17 protein-coding genes are annotated in these 21212 nt (G+C 34.1%); 9 read left to right on the top strand and 8 right to left on the bottom strand.

Going from position 1 to position 21212, the window contains the following annotated elements; translation table 11 throughout:
- Window positions 1–227: 227 nt before the first annotated feature.
- On the bottom strand, window positions 228–1103 hold the full coding sequence (locus CD30_RS12470; RefSeq protein WP_036177448.1) for a hypothetical protein: 876 nt from the start codon (window positions 1101–1103) through the stop codon (window positions 228–230).
- A gap of 1085 nt (window positions 1104–2188) precedes the next feature.
- Window positions 2189–2824, bottom strand: coding sequence for a hypothetical protein (locus CD30_RS12460; protein WP_036177445.1), 636 nt, complete (start codon window positions 2822–2824; stop codon window positions 2189–2191).
- Between the two features lie 658 nt (window positions 2825–3482).
- Between CD30_RS12460 and CD30_RS12455 the strand changes: the two genes are divergently transcribed.
- From CD30_RS12455 to CD30_RS12445, 3 genes are all read left to right on the top strand, one after another.
- Window positions 3483–4187, top strand: a complete 705-nt coding sequence (locus CD30_RS12455) for a response regulator transcription factor (RefSeq protein ID WP_036177442.1) — start codon at window positions 3483–3485, stop codon at window positions 4185–4187.
- Complete coding sequence (locus tag CD30_RS12450; RefSeq protein ID WP_036177440.1) at window positions 4184–5638, top strand: sensor histidine kinase; 1455 nt, start codon at window positions 4184–4186, stop codon at window positions 5636–5638. The genes CD30_RS12455 and CD30_RS12450 overlap by 4 nt, the downstream gene beginning before the upstream one ends.
- A gap of 95 nt (window positions 5639–5733) precedes the next feature.
- Complete coding sequence (locus CD30_RS12445; RefSeq protein ID WP_235802055.1) at window positions 5734–6768, top strand: LolA family protein; 1035 nt, start codon at window positions 5734–5736, stop codon at window positions 6766–6768.
- A 164-nt stretch (window positions 6769–6932) separates the two neighbouring features.
- Here the strand turns inward: CD30_RS12445 and fumC are convergent, their stop codons facing one another.
- From fumC to CD30_RS12430, 3 genes are all read right to left on the bottom strand, one after another.
- The gene (fumC, locus tag CD30_RS12440; protein ID WP_036177434.1) at window positions 6933–8324 is read right to left on the bottom strand and encodes a class II fumarate hydratase; all 1392 of its coding nucleotides are present in this window, start codon (window positions 8322–8324) and stop codon (window positions 6933–6935) included.
- 371 nt (window positions 8325–8695) lie between these two features.
- Window positions 8696–9007 carry a hypothetical protein gene (locus CD30_RS12435; RefSeq protein WP_036177432.1) on the bottom strand — a complete coding sequence of 104 codons (312 nt, stop codon included), beginning with the start codon at window positions 9005–9007 and terminating at the stop codon, window positions 8696–8698.
- 123 nt (window positions 9008–9130) lie between these two features.
- Window positions 9131–9685, bottom strand: a complete 555-nt coding sequence (locus tag CD30_RS12430; protein ID WP_036177429.1) for an SLOG family protein — start codon at window positions 9683–9685, stop codon at window positions 9131–9133.
- A 223-nt stretch (window positions 9686–9908) separates the two neighbouring features.
- Between CD30_RS12430 and CD30_RS12425 the strand changes: the two genes are divergently transcribed.
- Entirely contained in the window at window positions 9909–10970 is a 1062-nt protein-coding gene (locus CD30_RS12425; protein WP_036177467.1) for a YeeE/YedE family protein, read from the top strand.
- 15 nt (window positions 10971–10985) lie between these two features.
- Window positions 10986–11210 (top strand): sulfurtransferase TusA family protein, encoded by a 225-nt coding sequence (locus CD30_RS12420; RefSeq protein WP_036177426.1) that lies wholly within the window; start codon window positions 10986–10988, stop codon window positions 11208–11210.
- Between the two features lie 156 nt (window positions 11211–11366).
- Here the strand turns inward: CD30_RS12420 and CD30_RS12415 are convergent, their stop codons facing one another.
- Entirely contained in the window at window positions 11367–12563 is a 1197-nt protein-coding gene (locus tag CD30_RS12415; protein ID WP_036177424.1) for an ornithine--oxo-acid transaminase, read from the bottom strand.
- A gap of 320 nt (window positions 12564–12883) precedes the next feature.
- On the opposite strand from CD30_RS12415, the gene CD30_RS12410 reads away from it, so the two are divergent.
- The gene (locus tag CD30_RS12410; RefSeq protein WP_036177421.1) at window positions 12884–14263 is read left to right on the top strand and encodes a sigma-54 interaction domain-containing protein; all 1380 of its coding nucleotides are present in this window, start codon (window positions 12884–12886) and stop codon (window positions 14261–14263) included.
- Between the two features lie 31 nt (window positions 14264–14294).
- On the top strand, window positions 14295–15632 hold the full coding sequence (gene rpoN / locus CD30_RS12405) for an RNA polymerase factor sigma-54 (RefSeq protein ID WP_036177419.1): 1338 nt from the start codon (window positions 14295–14297) through the stop codon (window positions 15630–15632).
- A 92-nt stretch (window positions 15633–15724) separates the two neighbouring features.
- On the opposite strand, the gene CD30_RS12400 is transcribed toward rpoN, so the two are convergent.
- Entirely contained in the window at window positions 15725–16897 is a 1173-nt protein-coding gene (locus CD30_RS12400; protein WP_036177416.1) for an MFS transporter, read from the bottom strand.
- A 714-nt stretch (window positions 16898–17611) separates the two neighbouring features.
- Window positions 17612–18808: a YbfB/YjiJ family MFS transporter gene (locus CD30_RS12395; RefSeq protein WP_036177413.1), complete on the bottom strand. Its 1197-nt coding sequence runs from the start codon at window positions 18806–18808 to the stop codon at window positions 17612–17614.
- 269 nt (window positions 18809–19077) lie between these two features.
- On the opposite strand from CD30_RS12395, the gene CD30_RS12390 reads away from it, so the two are divergent.
- Window positions 19078–19926 carry a MurR/RpiR family transcriptional regulator gene (locus tag CD30_RS12390; protein ID WP_036177410.1) on the top strand — a complete coding sequence of 283 codons (849 nt, stop codon included), beginning with the start codon at window positions 19078–19080 and terminating at the stop codon, window positions 19924–19926.
- A 136-nt stretch (window positions 19927–20062) separates the two neighbouring features.
- The gene (gene menC / locus CD30_RS12385) at window positions 20063–21172 is read left to right on the top strand and encodes an o-succinylbenzoate synthase (RefSeq protein WP_036177407.1); all 1110 of its coding nucleotides are present in this window, start codon (window positions 20063–20065) and stop codon (window positions 21170–21172) included.
- Window positions 21173–21212 lie beyond the last annotated feature (40 nt).

The raw sequence follows: 21212 nt of genomic DNA, 5'->3' as shown, positions 1-21212 counted from the left end.
GTTTTAGAACCCTTGATACCGTAGGTATCAGAATTATGAAATTAACTCAAGTAACAAAAATTTTAGAATTTAATAAAACATAGAATATAATAGGTATGTCCAACGATAATTATTATTAATGCAATTATCAAGGAATTTACTTTTGTATGATTTTTTCTTCTCCAATATATATCACTTATAAAAACTATATGGGGATTCTATAAATAAATCATGATTAATCAATTTAATTAATAATCATAATTACTATAATAAGTAATATTTGCTGATGTACTACCTATAGAATTTAGTGTAATTTTTGTTCTTAAAGTAATATCAAGCTGAATTAAACCTATACCGTTAAACCCTATACCTGCTAACGTAAAGTCAGCTTGACTAGAAATTGAAGTTCCAGCGCTTTCTGCTCGATCATCTATAATATCATGATTGTGAGTAGCGATACTATATGGGAAAATAGTTGAAGTACCAGCAGTAGAGGTTGAAGTACCTGTTAAACCATTATACCTATCTGCATCATAGTATGTTGTAAGAACAAATGTTGGATCAGGATATGCGGCAGCATAATAGTGAAATGTATAAGTTAAATAACGACTACCATAGCCTATATTTAAAGTATCCTGTTCTGATAAAATTTGAAAGTCCATGCTTGCAGATTCATCCAGACCTTGTTCTAAAACTGGCTTATCCTCTATTGTTAAAACAATCTTACTACCATCTGATAATACTTTCTCTTGAACAAAAGTTTGATTTACTAATTCAGTAGACGATACTGGGTCAAAACTATTTATAGTATCTTGAATTTCCTTATTAATTTGATTTGCATATGCTCTTACTACATCTTTATTAGCATTTTGTAAAAGCTTTTCTACGGCTTCCTTTTTATTGAGTTGACTTTTACTTGATTGATTAATAGCTGATACTTCTTTAATTAAGGAATTGTATTCATACTTTTGAACGCTACTTAACTCACTAATTGTAATTTGCTCATAAAATGTTTCTTTTGTCTCAGTCAACTCCTTTGCGTGAGCCTCATTAGTAACGACACCAGAACTTAATACTAATATACTTGCTAATGCACCAGAAACTACTAGTTTGTTTTTTGCCATGTAAATAACACTCTCCTTATTGATTATTTAGCAAACAGAAAGTTTCTATTTGCTAATAAAAGTGTATCATAAGTTGGTGGTAAAAATTGTAATAGATTGTAAAATATTACAAAATGATTAGTAATACCTAAGGGAGAATGCAATAATTGTATATATTGAATTATTAATACATGAAACTTTGGTAGTGAAATAAGTGTGGAAGTAAAGGATAGTTGTAATTTTCTTTGGTTAGTTAATAGAAGTGTTATTCTCAGAATATTAAAATCAGAAAACCATAACTTTTTAAGTAATGACGCTACAGACTTTGATGAGTATTATTTAGATTTAGTTCAAAAGTACTATTAAAATTCAAGATTCCACCTGTGCATTAATACAGACGTTTTTGGAATATTAACAAAATAGTTGTATAATATAAATGAGATTTTAAATTTGTTTTTATAGCTAACGACGTAGGTATGAAAAACTTTTTATAATTGGTGGTGATAAAAAATGGATTTAATTGAATTTTTGGGAGTGTTCATTTTTATTTCGCTGATTTCGTATGGTTTATTTCTCCAAATACAACATTTACTAACCATAAGAAAGAATGAAAAGTATGCTAAAAATAGAAGACTAATGTTGGGTAATTACTTAACATGCTTTTCAATTGCAGGCTTTTTAACATCCTTTATTTTAAATGTATTTGTTTACTTGCAACTTATTCATTCGTATATAGTTACAAGTAACAGCACAAATACATTCTGTCTAATATTTCTTTTTGCAATAATTACATCAAAATTCCTAATAACACCTAGAGATACTAAAAACAAGCTTTCAGTTTAATGAATCTAAATATAGTTCACTTAATATAAGTAATGGCGGTTTTATCTGATTAACGATGTTCAACAATCCGAAGGTAATGTGAAACATCTAGAAGAATTTGATTCAATTGCTAACTTAATTCCTAATTTCGTTTTAGAAGATATATCAACGCACTTGTGATTGATGGCGAGTTAGATCATCCTTATGTTGAGCGTCAAGTGAACTATGCTAAAAAATTTATAAGAGAAGATAAAAACAACCAGGTCGTAAATTGACCTGGTTTTTCATTCTTTATTTGATTCAGCATCAATCAAATCTCCATCTTCATTTGTGTAACTATAAAAATTAGCTAAGTATTTTAATTTATACAAATCGAAATTTGAAAAGTTAATCTTATTTACTTCTTCCATTGAAATATCTAAATCCATTACAATAGTATCATCTTTATTTCCATAAAAATTTAATACAGGTGCCATCCAACTAATATCTACATTTTTAACAACGCCGCTATGTTTTACATGTATTAAAATAGTTCTATTTAATTCTTGCAAATAATCAAGTCCATTATGAGTGTCAAAATATCCTGAAACTGTTAGTTCGCCATCATTCAAAAATACGTATGATTTATTGATAGTTTGCTCACTTGAGAGTATGTTTTCTATACCTTCTATCATTCTATCTTCTTTTAAATCTTCTTGTTCTTCTAGTTCTCTAGCTTTTTCATCTGCTTCTTTTTGTGCGGCTATTTGTTCAGCAAAAATAACTGGATATAAATTATGAAAGCTGAATCCAGCTATGCAGACTATTACGGAAATTACAGATAAAATTATTCCTCGTTTCAATTTCGTTTTATGCTCTATACAATACCATATACCAAGTAAGGTACCCATCAGTCCAATAAATCCGATGAACGAAAACATTTATGCACTTCCTTTTTATATATATATTGGTTAATTATAGCAAATGAAAGCAAAAGAAAACAGACAACCGAAAATAGTTGTCTGTTTAAAATAGGTGACTAAAAAGTGACCAAATGAAAAAGTTAATGTCATTTTACTTAAAGTTTGTTGCAGTTAAATGCATGCGGTATTGAGATAAACCGTGTTAAATCAAGCTTTTTGAAATTCATTAGATTTAGTTAAAGTAAATTTAATTAAATATTTTATTTAATATGATAGGACCGAAAAAGGTTGATTCCATGCATGCAAAACCGATAGAAGCAGAATAAAAGAAAAGGAGAATCTCGGGGAAGTTTTTAAGGCTACCTGAGGTTCTTCTTTTTATATACCACGAATTTCCCTCTCCTATTGAAAAGCCACAATGATCTTATCTTTAAAAACATTTGCAAGCTTGAATAGATACGTCCCCATACGCGTCTCATTAAAAACATTTAATGTGTGATACCCTAATGATAGCTTACGATTTTTCTTGCTAAATATATAAAAGCATTTTTTTGTTTCCGCATTATTCGATATATAAAGTGGAAGAAATTTTTCCGAGAATAGTAAAAATAAAGAATTTATAAAGTTTCAAAATATAAAAAGTTTAGATGATACATTGATAACAGGGGGCAGGGATATGAAAGCAAGAATATTGGTTGTTGAGGATGATGCTGGTATTGCACGTGTTGTACGAGATACATTCTTACGAGATGGCTACGAAGTTACATGGGCAACATCAGGTTTAGAAGGCTTAGAGGATTTTCAAAAAGGCGCTTATGATGTGATATTGGTTGATTTAATGCTTCCTGAAATGGATGGTCTTACACTTTGTGAGAATATTCGCTGGAAAAGTGATGTCCCAATCATGATTATTAGTGCGCGGAAAGAGGATGAAGACAAAGTAGAAGGGCTCCAACTAGGCGCAGATGATTATTTAGCTAAACCATTCAGTCTTGTAGAGCTTAAAGCAAGAGTAGAATCATTGCTGCGAAGATGGCGACGATATCAAGGAATAGAAGAAACAATTATTGAACGGGTCGAATATTTGCACGGTTTAGTCATTTATTGGGAGCAAGAAAAGGTCATGCTTCATCAAAAAGAAATTAGTTTAACATCAAAGGAATTTGAGCTTCTGAAATTATTGGCTCAAAACCCTCAGAAAACCTTTTCAAAGGAGGAATTGTATCAGCATGTGTGGCAGCAGTCGGACATGGAAGGTACTCATACCGTAACCGTCCATATTAAATCGTTACGTGAAAAACTCGCTGATCCAGTTAAAAAGCCATATTTTATTCAGACGGTTTGGGGTAAAGGTTATCGGTTTATAGGAGATCCATCATGAAAATAAAGCATTGGTTACTTCTATTATATTTTATTGTTATGGTCCTACCATTGGCGGTAGCTTATCTATTATTCGCGTGGATTCAATCCTACAATAATGAACAGAAGGTTGAGGAATATTTTGCTGCCTCCATAAAATTACAAAGTCTCACCTCTATTTTAGACGATCCAATATTGTATCAACCAGGTGCTGAACGTTCCCACGTAGAGGAAATAGTAAGTAATGAAGTACAGATTACTTTATACAATCATGATGGATTTGTTCTATATTCATCTGATCCAACAGTTACCTCTATGCAATATGGACTAACAAAAGAAACTCTTTATAAAAATCTTTATTCTTTAGAACAAGGTTATCGGGCCTATAGTTATAAGCAACCCGTTTTATCTGGGAATGAGCTAGTAGGGTTTTACGAGATTCAGCTAGCGCGTGATCGGTGGATGGAGGGAGTTGCGACCCGAAGCTGGGTAATGATTGGAATATTTATTGCTATATTTTTAATCATTTTCATAACAGTTGCATCTCTAGTAAATCGAAAATTAACTAAAAGACTGTATCAGCTAATGAAACAAATGACGGCCTTTGCAAGGCAGGAGAAAGTTTCAGAGCTTCCAACCGGAAAGGATGAAATTGGAGAGCTGACTTCACATTTTTACAAGATGCGAGAAGAAATAGAAGCAGCCCGAGAAATCATTGAAAAGGAACAGCGAGAAAAGGAATACATGATTGCAACGATTTCCCATGATTTAAAAACACCGCTAACCTCTATTAGCGCCTATGCGGAGTCTCTTTTCTCAGAAAGAGAATTAACGATCAAGGAACGGGATGAGTATCGTCAAATCATCATGGAAAAAGCGCAATATATGAAACAGATGATTGATGATTTACTCATGTATACCTTACTACAATCCCCGAGCTATGAGATGGAGTTCGTAGAGGTGGAGGGGAACGAATTCTTTGAAATGCTAGTGTCAGATTATGAGCCCCTTTGCAGAAAAAAGAAAATTCGTTTAAATGTTTCTAGTAATGTAATCGGGAATTACCAAGTAAATCCTAAACAATTAATGCGAGTTTGTGACAATCTGATGAGCAATGCTATTTCTCATACGCCGACTGGTGGGAGAATTTGGATGGGTGTTTCCTCCTTTGGACAAACACCTAGTGTGGAATGGTTGTTTGATTTTGTTCTAAAAAGAGCCGATTTTTATGATAAGGAAAGCGTGTATCTCATAGTGCAAAATGAAGGAGACGGAATTCCTAAAGATAAAATTGATTACGTATTTGACCCTCTATTTCAAGTGGATCAAGCCAGAAGTAAAAGTGATTCTCAAAGAACAGGATTAGGTCTTAGCATTACAAAGCAAATTATTGAAAAACATAAGGGGGACGTTCAGCTCTATTCAAAGGCTGGAGTAGGCACTTGTGTAATTTGTAGAATACCAAAAAAGTAGAAAGTGATGTGAGAAGGATGAAGATAGCTAGTGCGTTCAAAACAATAGGTTTTTTAGGAATAGTTATGATGGGAACCTTTGGATGCTCTTCGGAGTTGGCAAATCAATATTCACCAGAACAGGTGATTAATAATGCGTTAAAAGAGGAAAGAGAAGTAGTTAACTATTATGCTGAAGTAGAAATGTCCTTGATTGGGGAAGCAGGTAAAGAAGAAAAAATCCTTTTAAAGGAATGGGTTAGTGATGGGAAAAGAAAGATAGAAACTAAAAATGAAGATGGAAGTGAATATAACATTACGATAAATGATGGAAAGAAGCTTATTAGCTATCAACCTGATTTAAAGCAGGCATTTATGGTCGAAGATGAAGAGTTACTTGCACTTAACCAAGTTTCACCTAAGCAGCAGGCTGAACAAGTATTGTCTATTATTAAAAATACCCATGAGATTTCGGCAGAAGGAGAGGAAGAAATTATTGGTCGCACAACGTATCACCTTAAAGCAACTGCAAAGGAACATAATAGTTTGCTAGGCGATCAAGAGATATGGGTGGATAAGGAGAATTGGTTGGTGTTAAAATCAATTTCTTCTTCTGGAGACTTTAAGGTGGAATTGACCTATACCAAACTTGACCTTGATGCTGATATTCCGGAAGATACTTTTAAGCTTGAATTACCGGATGATGTTCAAATCCAAGATCTCCTCGGAGTAAGTGATGCGCAAGAAGTTACTCTTGAGGAAGCGGTTATGAAGATAGAGAAACCATTTCTTTATGTGAAAGAGGAGAACGGCCTTACTATTTCAAGGATTGAGGTGGTTGAACTAGAGGGAGAGTTTAATAGAAACGAAGTAAATATTGATTATCAAAAGGATGGTTTACCGTACCTTTCGATGACGGTGTTTCAATCTCCAGAGGAAATTGGGGAGGAAGTAGAGATAATTCCCGGTGAACAAAAAGTGAAGGTTCGAAATCAGGAAGGCTTCTATATGGAAATGAATGATTTCCGTTCCTTGAGCTGGCAGGAAGAAGGCTTAAATTATTCGATTCTATTGATTGATTCAAATTTAACCCTCGATGAAATAAGCGAGATCGTATCAGATATGGAGCTTGCAGGCCAATCTATATATTAAAAACAAATGGGAGAGGTACGATACCAGTAGGCAGCGGTTTGAAAGGTTTATAGAGAAAATAAGTGAGTATCACCCTATATTTCAAGAAATCCCTGATTCCTAAATATAAAAACCAGGTTAGGAAAACATAAGGTTTTCCTAACCTGGTTAACTTTTAAATCTATTTACTCAGCGTTTGGATAAATCATTTTCTTAGGATCGATATATTCGTTAAACTGCTCTTCTGTTAACAACCCAAGAGATAGGGCAGCTTCTTTTAAAGTAGAACCATCCTTATGTGCTTTTTTCGCGATTTTCGCCGCATTTTCATAGCCAATATAAGGGTTCAGAGCAGTTACTAACATCAAGGAATTTTCTAAGTTTCGTTCTAATACTTCCATATTCGGCTCAATGCCAACAGCACAGTTATCATTAAATGATTTCATAGCATCTGCAAGTAGGCGAGCTGATTGTAAGAAGTTATAAATAATGACCGGTTTAAATACGTTTAACTCAAAGTTACCTTGGCTTGCCGCAAAAGCAATGGTAGCATCATTACCGATAACCTGTGTAACGACCATTGTTAGCGCCTCAGATTGAGTTGGATTTACCTTTCCTGGCATGATTGAGCTACCAGGTTCATTTTCAGGAATTGTAATTTCCCCAATTCCACTACGAGGACCGCTAGCTAACCAACGAACATCATTTGCGATTTTCATTAAGTCCGCTGCTAATGCTTTTAAAGCACCATGAGCTGTAACAATTTCGTCATGGCTTGTTAATGCATGGAATTTATTTTCTGACGAAGCAAAATCTTTTCCAGTAAGATTGCTAATTTCTTCAGCGACCATGTCACCAAATTTAGGGTGTGCATTAATACCAGTACCAACGGCTGTACCACCGATTGCAAGGTCTTTTAAAAATTGTGTATTGACCATAATCATCTTCTCAGATTTTACTAGCATATGGTACCATCCGCTAATTTCTTGACCAAGTGTCAATGGTGTAGCATCTTGTAAGTGAGTTCGACCAATTTTAATAATGTCATTAAATGTCTCTGATTTTTCTTTTAATGTAGCCTTTAATAATTGAAGACGAGGCATTAAATAGTTTTCCACGATTTCAACCGCAGCAATATGTAGTGCAGTTGGGAAAGTATCATTAGAGCTTTGCGATTTGTTAACGTCATCATTTGGATGTACTCGTTCTTCTGAGCCTTGTTCTTCTAGTAATTGATTTGCTCTGTGGGCAATGACTTCATTAACATTCATATTGGATTGAGTACCACTTCCGGTTTGCCAAACAACAAGTGGAAATTGATCATCCCACTTGCCTGATAGAATTTCATCAGCAGCTGTAACAATGGCATTAGTTTTACCTTCTGATAGTTTGTTTAACTTGTTGTTCGTAATAGCTGCTGCCTTTTTCAAGATTGCAAAAGCACGAATGATTTCTAAAGGCATTTTTTCTTGCCCAATTTGGAAATTCTCTTTACTACGTTGTGTTTGTGCTCCCCAAATTTTATCAGCTGGAACACGTACTTCTCCTAGTGTATCTTTTTCAATACGATAGTCCATTCTATCAACTCCCTTAGTATTACTATATTAAGTTATGCCCAAAAAAAGAATTGAATAAAAACAAATAAGGCTGTAACTCAAAAGCGTCACAGCCATTATGCGTCTTGTGACGCGAATAGTCAATGAAGGAGTCAAGTGGTGTGAAAAAAGCATTATTAGACTCCTTTTTACTTGAGAAATAAATTTTAGAGATATAAATAGGGGGGTACAGCTCAAAAATTTATTTCTATACGATAATGATAATCATTATCAATTGAAATGTCAAATAAAACCTTTAAAAAAAATAAACACCGCCTGAACGAAAAAGCGTTAGCTTATCGAGAACAAGCGATGTTCCTATTGGGTATTCAATTATATTCACCTCAGAAATTTTAAATGATTTTCACGTAAAAATCTTTGCCGTTATTAATTCCATCTGCGCGGACAGAGTTCTTATTCTGATAATAATGAGCAATGGTTTTTGCTAATCCTGCATGCCCATTTAAGTAAGTCCCTTGCTGGATGGGTTTACCGGGATTATGAAATTCAAAATATAATCTTACATCTTGGGACATCATATCCAATATTTCCATAAAATCAGTTTCCGGAATATGAATTCCACGAGTGTAACTACATTCTCGCCGATAAGTATCGTGAGACACATTAATTGGCTTTAATTCATTGACAATGTTGAATTCTTTCATCCAATCAACTCCTTTAAATAAATGGAAAATTAAGTTATTCGACTATTATAACAAAATTTGTTATAAATGTCAGAATATTTTTTAGGAAATTATTAAATAGCTTATGAAATTCTATAAATTTTATTACCAATCCTTTTGTTGCAATTCATCTGCAATAACTTGCAAATCATAGGCGTTAATAATTCGTAAAGGATAATCGAATTTTTCAGCATATTTTTCAGCAAGCTTTTTTACATATTTAGGGGAGCCTTCATTTTCCTCATCGTAAATCAATAATAAAGCGTCGGTATGTTGAATGATAAATTTGTCTTTTTCAATAAACTGCCAGGGTGCCTCATAAGGGCGTTTCGAAACACTTGTGACAAAATCCGCTTTACTTACTATATAAATATATTTTTCTTTTTTAATTTCGTTCCAGTTTTTTTCTTGATCTAAAAATGGGGTAATGACGGAATATTTTAGATGAGGAAATTCAGACTTTAATTCAAGTATCACTTCTGCAGCCCAAGTTTCAACACCTTGTTGCCCTGTTAGCACGACCCATTCAAGTCCCTCTTCAATTAAGGTTCTTAGCTCGTTTTCAATCGCTTTTTTAATAATAGGAATGCCAGGGTGTTTGTCATTGAAAATGCCTAGTTCATGGGGTCTATAACCAGAGATGTAAATGGTTTTTATCATCATATGTACTCCTTTAATCTTTGTATTATTACTATAGCCTAATAAGGGTAAAGTTGCGATGAAGTTCTTATGGTAAGAAAGTTTGTCTATAAAAGTATTAAAATATCAAAAATTTAGTAAACATTTGATAAATATTTACTATTGTAATCCTACCTGAATACAAGGTATTATATCCTTACCAATTTACTAAGAATTAAATGGAGGTGTCAATAAAGTGACGTATATGATTTTGACAGGACTGATTTGTGGGGCATTACTTGGATTTGTAATGCAAAGAGGGCGATTTTGTTTAACGGGCGGTTTCCGTGATATGTATATCGCAAAGGATAATCGTATGTTTTATGCCTTATTAATTGCCATTGCAGTACAAAGTATTGGTGTGTTTTTACTAATAGATTTTGGTGTGTTTGAATATTCTGCGGGCTCACTTCCGATAGTAGCGGTTATTGTAGGATCATTTATTTTTGGTATTGGAATTATATTTGCCGGTGGTTGTGCGACAGGTACATGGTATCGTGCTGGAGAAGGACTAATAGGGAGCTGGATTGCTTTAGCTGGTTATATGCTAATGGCTGCAATTATGAAAACGGGCGTATTGTTGCCATTAAATCAGAAAATACAAAGTGGTTCTGAATTACCTTCCAATTCTATTGCAGGAACGTTTGGGGTAAATCATTGGTTTATCATTATTCCTTTTGCTGCCATTGTGTTATTTATCGTATATAAACAACTATCAAAACCAAAAGTTTCAATTCCATTATTAAAACCAAAACGTACTGGATTAGCTCATATTCTATTTGAGAAACGTTGGCATCCATTTGTAACTGCAACTTTAGTTGGGGTTATTGCAATACTGGCTTGGCCGTTAAGTGTTGCAACTGGTCGAATTTCTGGATTAGGTATTACAACGCCTTCAGCGAATATTCTTCAATATTTAACAACGGGCGATAATAGCTTTTTAAACTGGGGTGTATTTTTAGTACTTGGTATTTTCGTAGGGTCGTTTATTGCTGCAAAAGCTAGTAATGAATTTCGCTTTAGAATGCCTGATGTGAAAACAGGTATTAATAGCTTCGTCGGTGGTAATTTAATGGGCTTCGGTGCTAGTATTGCTGGTGGTTGCTCAATTGGTAATGGTTTAGTCATGACAGCGATGATGACATGGCAAGGATGGATTGCTCTTGCATTTATGATACTAGGCACTTGGACTGCTAGCTATTTTGTTTTTGTCCGTCCTCGTCAAAAAGCAAAGGCTACAAAACTTCAAAGTGTACCAACAACATAAAGGAGGAAAATAGAAATGCAAAAAAAGCTAGAAGTATTAGGAATGGTATGTCCTTTCCCTTTAATTGAAGCAAAAGAAGCAATCACTGAATTAAATTCAGGAGATGAACTCATTGTAGAATTTGACTGTACGCAAGGTACAGAATCTATTCCACGTTGGGCTGCAGAAGCGGGGCATTCAGTAACAAATTTCGAACAAATCGATACTGCAACTTGGACTATTACCATTAAGAAAAACTAACGAACATGAATTTTTAGTAAAAATCATAAAAGCACGAAACAACATAGAAGGTATTTCCCTTTTATTTTAAAAGCCGAAGCTATTGAGTAATGCTCAATGTAACTTCGGCTTTTTTCTATAGTTCACCTATATTACAAATTAATACTTAAGAAAATATTAAGCAAAAATTGATTGAATATGTTCTAATGCCCAATCAATTTCTTCTTTAGAAATAATTAATGGTGGTGCAAAACGGATAACATAATCATGAGTTTCTTTACAAAGTAAGCCTTTTTCCATTAACTGTTCACAATATTTACGAGCTGGTTCCGTTAATTCCACCCCGATAAATAATCCGCTACCGCGAACTTCTTTAATGACTGGGTTATTAATCCCACGAAGCTGCTCTTGGAAGTAGTTACCTAATTCTAAAGAACGTTCAGTTAAATTTTCTTCTTCCAGTACTTCTAAAGAAGCTAATGAAACTGCACAAGCAAGAGGGTTACCACCGAAAGTAGAACCGTGAGAACCTGGGTTTAGTACACCAAGGATGTCACTGTTTGCAACTACAGCTGAAATTGGCATTACGCCACCGCCAAGAGCTTTCCCTAAAATGATTACATCAGGTGTTACATCATCCCATTGGTGAGCGAACATTTTACCCGTACGAGCTAGACCTGTTTGAATTTCATCCGTGATAAATAATACATTATTTTCTTTACAAATTTGCTCTGCTGCCTTTAAGAAGCCTTTTGGAGGCATTACAATTCCGGCTTCACCTTGAATTGGTTCAACGATGAAAGCGGCAGTGTTAGGTGTAATAGCAGCCTTTAAGCTTTCTACGTCACCATAAGGAATTAATTTAAATCCAGGTAAGATTGGTCCAAAACCGCGTTGATATTCTTTTTCTGAAGATAACGAAACAGCGCCCATTGTACGTCCGTGGAAGTTTCCGTTACAGCCGATAATCTCAGCTTTATTATCTTCAACACCTTTTACTTCGTAAGCCCAACGACGAGCAACTTTAATTGCTGATTCTACAGCTTCTGCACCAGTATTCATTGGTAAAACCATGTTTTTGCCAGTCATTTGAGTTAATTTTTCATACCAAGGACCAAGCTGATCATTATGAAATGCACGAGAAGTTAAAGTAACACGGTTTGCTTGATCGATTAAAGCTTTAATAATTTTTGGATGGCGATGACCTTGGTTAAGGGCAGAATATGCGGATAACATATCCATATATTTGTTGCCTTCAGGATCTTTTACCCAAACGCCTTCAGCTTCTGAAACAACAATTGGTAGTGGATGATAGTTATGTGCACCGAATTTGTCCGTTTTTTCAATTAAGTTAGATGATGTTGCGTTTGTCATATAAAATTCCTCCTAAATTTTTATTCGTATCTGAAAATGATGAGTAAAATTAAATACAAAATTAATAAAATTACCCTTGCGACATTTTAGTATTTCCAAAGAGTAAGTAAAAACACTTCATTGAAAGAAATATATACTATTCTATAAGTCATTTTTCAGTTACACTTTATAAAATATATAGCAATTTTCATGCCAACTTTTAAATGGTGACATCTCGGCTTAAGTAATGGGTTAGAAAAATCTTTTTGCGCAAAATTTTTGAACAATTAATCTTTTTCGCCAAATTTTTTTGCGTTATGATGGAGTAGAGGTGATAGTTTTTGAATCAAAAAATCCTAACAAAGCTTTATGAAGAAATTATTGATCGTGTAAGTGTTGGTATTCACGCTGTGGATGAAGATGGAAAAACGATTATTTATAATAATAAAATGTGCGAAATGGAAGCTATGGAAAAGGAAGATGTGTTGTACAAGGATGTCCGAGAGGTTTTTCATTTCCAAGAAAATCAAAGCAGTACCTTACTAAAATCTCTAGAGAATGGCGAAGAAATCGTTAATGTGAAACAAACCTATTTTAATAATCGCGGTGTTGAAATTACAACAGTAAATAATACTTTTCCAATAGAACTAGAAGGTAACATTTATGGTGCGGTGGAAATTGCAACAGACGTAACGAAAATGGAACGATTAATGCGGCAAAAAGTAAGGCAAACGAAAACGGATTTTACGTTTCAACAAATTATCGGTCAAAGTCATGAGTTAGAAGAAGTAAAAAGCTTTGCAAAAAGAGCAACTAGAACAAATTCTAACGTTTTAATAATTGGTGAAACAGGGACGGGAAAAGAGTTATTCGCGCAAAGTATTCATGCCGAGAGTGATCGAGCAACAGGACCTTTTATTACGCAAAACTGCGCAGCGTTACCAGATTCCTTAATAGAGGGAATATTGTTTGGTACGACAAAAGGTTCTTTTACAGGAGCCATCGATAATCCTGGGTTATTTGAGCTTGCTCAAGGTGGGACACTATTATTGGATGAACTGAATTCGCTAAATTTTGCACTACAGGCAAAGTTATTACGTGTTCTTCAGGAAAGAAAAGTACGAAGAATTGGAGGATCAGAAGAAATTCCAGTGGATGTTCGTGTTATCGCAACGGTAAATGAGGATCCAATAGATGCAGTTGCTAATAATCATTTACGAAAAGACTTGTATTATCGGTTGGCTGTTGTATCGTTATTGATTCCACCGCTTCGAGAGCGTAGAGAAGATATTCCTTTATTAGTTGATGAGTTTATTAAAAAATATAATGATTTATTTAAATTGAATGTAAAGGGCGTATCAAAAGAAGTTTTACAATTCTTTGTGTCTCATAGCTGGCCTGGAAATGTTCGTGAATTAGAACATGTAATCGAAGCATCGATGAATTTAATAAATTATGAAGACAGGATTGAAATGCATCATTTACCGTATCAATATCGAAGAAGTGAGTCAGAAGAAGAAGTTGCACTTCATCCTTTTATTGAATCCAACAAAATGAGTACAAATACAAATTTAACAGAGCAACTTGCTCTATTTGAAAAACAATACATCGAACAAAATTTAATAAAAAATGGAAATCACATTACAAATACTGCAAAGAGCTTGGGAATTAGTAGACAAAGCTTACAGTATCGTATGAAGCGATTAAATATTCGATTGTAATAAAATTACATATTGGAAAGGGGGCGTAAATGTGGCTTTATCAATGAATTTACAACAAAAGCTTGAAACCAAATATATTTTAAATCAACAACAAAAGCATTCTTTAGAGATATTAAAATATTCAATGCAAGAGCTCGTAGATTATATACATGATGAAGTAAATGCAAATCCAGTTTTAGAAGCAGAGGCCCCTCTTTCTGAAGAAAAACAATTCATCGAGTTAGCCCGGTTAGATCGTAATCAATATGAAAAATCAAAGGCTGTTGAACATGAACAATTTGATTCTCTTAATCTATTAAGAAGTACCGAGGAATCTTTAGAAAAATATTTGACTGGGCAGTTGTCTATGGTTAAAAATCTAACACCATTGGAAAGGCAAATTATTTTATTTTATATTCATAGTTTAAATAGCCACGGTTATTTAGAATGTGATATGAATGAAGTAGCTGAAATGTTTACTGTCCCGATTTCAAAATGTGAAGAATTGCTCACCATATTACAGGGCTTTGAACCGTATGGAGTAGGCGCAAGAAATTTAAAGGAATGCTTATTATTACAAATAAAACACCAAAAGAATGCCCCGGAATTAGCAGAGGTCTTTGTACAACTACATTTGGAAGAATTAGCAGATAGAAGATTCCTACATATAGCTGAACAATATCAAATTCCTGAAGAAACGGTCAAAAATATTTTTTCATTTATTCAACAGCTAAATCCATATCCAGCGAATGAATTTGATACGGTTCGGACTGAACATATCATCCCGGATATTATAGTAGAAGAATTCCATGGAGAATATATTATTCGTATTAACGAAAGCTACTTACCACAAATTTCGATTAATACTTATTATGATGAGTTAATGAAAACGAATGAAGATGTAAAAGGATATTTAAAAGGAAAATTTTCGGATGCAATGCTTTTACTAAAGGGAATCGAACAAAGACACGAAACACTATATAAAGTGACAAAAATTATATTGGAAAAACAACAAGCAATCTTTAAGCATGGTTTGAAAGCATTACAGCCGCTAAGATTGAAAGACGTGGCAAAACAAATGGATGTGCATGAATCAACAGTTAGCCGTGCAATAAGCAAAAAGTACATTCAAACACCAAAAGGGACATTTCCTTTAAAAATGTTATTGATGCGCGGTTTGAAAATGAATAATGGTTCGACGGAATCTACTATTATGATTAAAGAAAAAATTAAGTCAATTATAGAAAATGAAAACATCAAAAAGCCTTATTCCGACCAAAAAATTGCAAATATTTTACTTGCTGAAGGGATCCAAATTGCAAGAAGAACGGTTGCGAAATATCGGGAAGAAATGGGGATATTGCAATCAACAAAAAGAATAAAAAGATAAAATGGGCATATCTAGTATGTTAAGAGATTCCATTTTTTGTAACAATGTAAGCGATTCATCATCAAATGTAGGTTTGGGATGAATCGCTTTTATTATTTGATGGAGTTTTCTTTGGTGTTAACCCAAAAGGCTGACAAGAAAATGCTAAGAATTAATATAATCGTTGCAAAATAGTAAGGGTAATGGATATTTTCATCAAATAGTAGACCCCCAGCAATAGGGCCGAAAATATTTCCTAAGCTTGTAAACATGGAATTCATTCCGCCTACAAATCCTTGCTCATTTCTTGCAACTTTTGTTAAAAAAGAAGTAATAGCTGGTCTTATTAAGTCAAAGCCAACAAAAATAATACATGACGTAATCATAACTGCTAAATAAGTTTCCACTACAGTCATAATCCATACAAGCAGTGCGGAAAAAATAAAGCAGTAACGAACAAGAACAATTTCGCCTAATTTCTTAGTTAAAGGATCAAAGAAAAGTACTTGAACAATTGCACCAACTAATCCACCACCTGTCACAATAATAGCAATATCAAATGGTGTAAACTGAAATTTATGATCCACAAATAAGCTGAATAATGACTCGAATGATGCTAACCCAAAGGTCGAAGTAAAGAGTAGTAAAAAGGGAATGAGATATAGGCCACTAAAAATTCGTTTCATTCCAAACTTTTCAGTGGGAATATTCGATTCGTTTTGTACACGATCTGGTTCTTTTAAGTAAATAAAAGATAAAATTGCAGCAAGTCCCGCTAAAATAGCTGCGGCAAAAAAAGGTGCTCTGGAGCCTAACCCTGCAAGAAAACCTCCGATACCAGGTCCTATAATAAATCCTGTATTAATAGCTGCTGACATATAGCCTAATATTTTCGCTCGATCCTGAACAGTCGTTATATCAGCGATAAAAGCCGTTACGGAAGGCATAATAAATGCACTACTTACACCGCCAAGAATTCTAGAAAGAAATAATACTTCAATAGATTGTCCAATCCCAAATAAAAACTCAGAAAAGCTAAAAATGATTAATCCTAATATAATCATTCGTTTTCTTCCAACGATATCTGCCCATTTTCCTGCAAATGGTGAGACGATAAATTGAGCAATGGAAAAAGCCGCGACCATATACCCTACATATGATCCATTCAAATCAAGCTCATCCATGATTGTCGGTAATACAGGGATAACAAGTCCTATTCCGACAAATGAAACAAATATATTACTTAATAAAATGATAATGGTAACTTTTGAAACCTTGGAGCTCATATTTTCTCCTTAATGAAATTGAAGTGTAGTTATATGAACATAAACATGAAAAGGGGTTGGTAGTCAAGAAGATAGATAACCTCCCTGTAAAAATGGAAGTATTAATCTTTATATATCGTACCCAAAAATAATCGAAAATTAAAAGGATCCCTTAGTGGAGGCAAACTAAAGGATCCCAAGAAAGAGATGATATTAAGTGGTTAATTTGTGGTAAAGATAACCTAGAAATAATTATTAAGTCAGTGTGTCTCAATTAACTTTGTATAGTGCTTAGGGAGACTTTTAAAAGGGGATTTTTTCTAGGCCTAATGTGTTTTGATTAAGTAGAAAAATAGTTTCGAAATTCCTTAATTGTCCAATGGGTATATTATTTTAAATCCGCAATTAGTATAGTTTTCGAACCTATCAAGATTTTTTAGTATATATCATCAAGCAATGTGATCATTGTTCAAAAATTATAGTGAGAAGGATTGAGATTGGACTTTATTTCTACACCTCCTTTGTTAACATCTTATTCACTTAATAGTTTTGTAAATGGACGAATAGCCAATGTTGCAAAAAAATGTGTAAATTTTATAGAAAAATAATGAGGAAATAGTCTATTAACCATTATGAATTGGGAGAATGACTTAATGTAAATGGGTGAGAGTCATAGATATGCTGATATTTAGAAATGAAAAAGCTGCAACAATGAAATGCAGCTTTTAGACTTTTTTATTTCGTTACTTCATTGGGTACTTCTTTTACATGCTCATGAAGCTTTCGATCACTAAAAAGCTTACCGAAGATTAATGTGGCAAGGGCAAGGATAATCATTGAACCAGCAAAAGCAAGCGGTGCTTTAAAGCTATTGAACCACGATTCAAAAAAGCCTGCAAATACTGGACCTACGATTTGCCCTAATGCATATACAGCAGTTAGGATAGAAACGACAGATCCACTTTGTTTTGGGAATAATTCTCGTGCGTATGCAGTTGATAATGAAACAATTCCTACGAAGGTAAAGCCATATAAAAAGGCTGATAATAAAACACTCCAAGCAGTCTGCGAGAAAACGGGAAGTAAAATACCGATTATTTGCAAAACGTAAGCAAACGATAGTACCTTTACAGTCGATAATTTAGAAATCATCGCCATCCAAATGGGTGCAGCGGGTGTTGCAGCTAGGCCTGCGATGACCCAGCTGAAACCAGCAAAGGCGCGTATACTTTCGATATTATAAATAATATCCACTAGGAAAGTACCTGTTATAATATACCCGAGCCCTTCTAGTCCATAGGCAATGACTAGCCACGGCATAAAGCCTTGAAGTATTTTAGTTTCTTGCGTTTTTTCGACCTTTTCACCATCTCGAATAACTACATTTCTCCATAAAACGATCGTCGATAATAGGAACATGCCAGATAAAACTCCAAGACTAATCCAAGTCCCTTCCCATGCAAAAGATACCTCTATATAAGGTACTAGTAACCCAGAAATAGCAATTCCTAAACCAATCCCAGAAAATAAATATCCAGACCAACGACTTAGTAAGTGGGAGGCTAAATAGTCCATTATAATACTTGAAGTCAGTACGAAAATATAGCCACCCGTAGCACCGGCAATAAAACGTAAAAGTATCCATAGTAGATAAGAATGGGTTAAACCCATTAAAAGTATAGATAATACATTGAGTAGAACGTTGAAAAGTAAAAATTTCTTTTTATTACGATAAATAAATCCTGCTCCAAGTGCACCTACAAAATAGCCAATGTAATTACTTGATGCTAAATAACCAGCAGCTTCAAAGGACAATCCTTCGTCAACTCGCATGAACGGTAAAATAGGCGTAAATGCAAAACGACTAATGCCCATAGCAACAATTAATAACAATACTCCCCCAAATAGCACCCCGATGTGTTGCCGTGACATAAAACAACCCCTTTTTAAATTGCATTGTTAGAAAAATTTCTATTATTATACAATTTTAGCACTATCAAAACTTGAATCCTAGATTTTTGAAACGACGAACAATTAACGAAATATTCAGAAAACAAATTGAATTGTCCTGTTGGAAATGTTATTTTAAATATACAAAAATCTTAGCTTACAATTTATTATTTTAGAACGGCTGCTAAAACACATTTTTTTCTGTTTCAGGCAACCTATTGAAAGGTTAAAATCTCTAACGGAGGGTTTGAATGGGGATTCAAGAAATTATAAAAAGCCATTATTATAAATTATCAAAGGGACAGCGAAGGGTTGCCACATTTTTTTTAGAGAAGCCTGAATACGTTTCAATGCATACAGCAGCTGAAGTTGGGAAGTGTTTAGGTGTTAGCGAAACGACTGTTATTCGCTGTTGTTATTCACTATCATTTGATGGCTATAACCAATTACAAAAGTTTTTAAAAGAGCATTTAATAGGTTTAAATAAAAGTAGCCTAGGTGAATTTTTAAGTGCGAAACAGCCATTAATCAATCGCGCTCGTTTTTATGAACAGACCATGTCTCAGGACGCTGAACTTATTAATGAAACATCGAAAAACATTTTACAGTCAAGCTTTAGTAAAGCAACGAAATTGTTACATAATGCGGAAGTTATATATATAATAGGGTTTCGATCATCGTTTATTCCTGCTCAATGGCTTTATTTTACGCTTAATCTTCTAAGACCAAATGTGAAAATGATTCATACTGAAATAAACGATTTATTTCGTTCTACAACTGATTTAAATGAAAATGCAGTTCTCCTTGCTTTTTCATTCCATCGCTACTGGGAAGAAACGATTAATTTTGCGGAAATATCCTCTAAAAAAGGTGCTAGAATTATAGCGATAACGGATTCGGATTTTTCTCCTATTACTAGATTTTCAACAATTCACTTCAAAATTTCACAAAAGTCCCAGTCAACCATTGATGCCATGCCAGCCATCATTTCCTTTATCAATACACTTGTTGCTGGAATGACCGCCCAATTTCCAGAGTATTATGAAGAACAAATAAGAAAATACGATGAGATTGAAGGGAAATTTTTATTTAAACAATGATTTCAAGAGAACCGATTTGATTACAATACTGTTTTTTTATAGATATGTAGGAGTACAATTGGAAAAGTGAAAAATATTAATCAATATGTATTTGTAACGAATGAAAACATATCTATATAAAAAGGGGCTTGTTTACATGAAAATTATCGCCATTACCATTCGACATTTGAAGATGAAATTGAAGCAACCTTTTACAACGAGTTTTGGTACGTTTGTTCATAAAGAATTTTTGCTCTTGGAAGCAAAGGATGAGAGTGGAATCGTTGGATGGGGAGAATCAGTCGCTTTCGATTCACCTTGGTACAATGAAGAAACATTAAAAACGACTTGGCATATGCTCGAAGACTTCCTAATCCCTTTAATATTAAATAAACAAATATCCCATCCAGATGAAGTAAGTAAATTGTTTAAAAACATTCGAAAAAATAATATGGCTAAATCGACGATAGAAGGAGCGGTTTGGGATATTTATTCACAAATTACAAATCAATCTTTAGCGCACGCACTAGGTGGAAAAAAGGACAAGATTGAAGTAGGAATTAGTATCGGTATTCAAAAATCATTGGATGAACAAATGTCGGTCGTGGAGAAAGCGATACAGGATGGCTACAAAAGAATAAAAGTAAAAATTAAGCCAGGTTGGGATGTTGAGGTCATTCGTGAATTGAGAAAAAACTTCCCTGAAACACCGATGATGGCAGATGCAAACTCTGCTTATACGCTACAAGATGCAGAATTGTTAAAACAACTTGATGAATTTAATTTAACGATGATTGAGCAGCCTCTAGCTTCTGACGATATAATCGACCACGCGGTTTTACAAAAACAAATGAATACGCCCATTTGTCTTGATGAAAGTATACATTCCGTTGAAGATGCGCGGAAGGCAATAGAATTAGGTAGCTGTGGCGTAATCAATATTAAAATAGGTCGTGTTGGTGGCATAACTGAAGCGAAGAAAATTCATGATTTATGTGAAGAAAAGGGTATTCCGGTTTGGTGTGGGGGGATGCTAGAGTCTGGCATTGGTAGAGCACATAATATTGCTCTTACTACATTGTCAAATTTCGTTTTGCCAGGCGATACAGCAGGTTCAAATCATTATTGGGAAGAAGACATCATTTTACCAGAAGTGATCACAGAAAATGGCTACATAACAGTTCCGCAAGTAAGTGGAATAGGCTATAAAGTAAATCTTGAAGCAATCGACAAATACACAATGGCTACAAAATATTATCATTCATAAGGTTCCTTCCTGTTTTATATGGGTATATGACTGAAAGTTT

Origin of the sequence: Ureibacillus massiliensis 4400831 = CIP 108448 = CCUG 49529, from assembly GCF_000772965.1 — a bacterium.
GTDB lineage: Bacteria > Bacillota > Bacilli > Bacillales_A > Planococcaceae > Ureibacillus > Ureibacillus massiliensis.
Note: the sequence above shows the minus strand (reverse complement) of the source record. Positions and strands in the feature narration are given on the sequence as shown.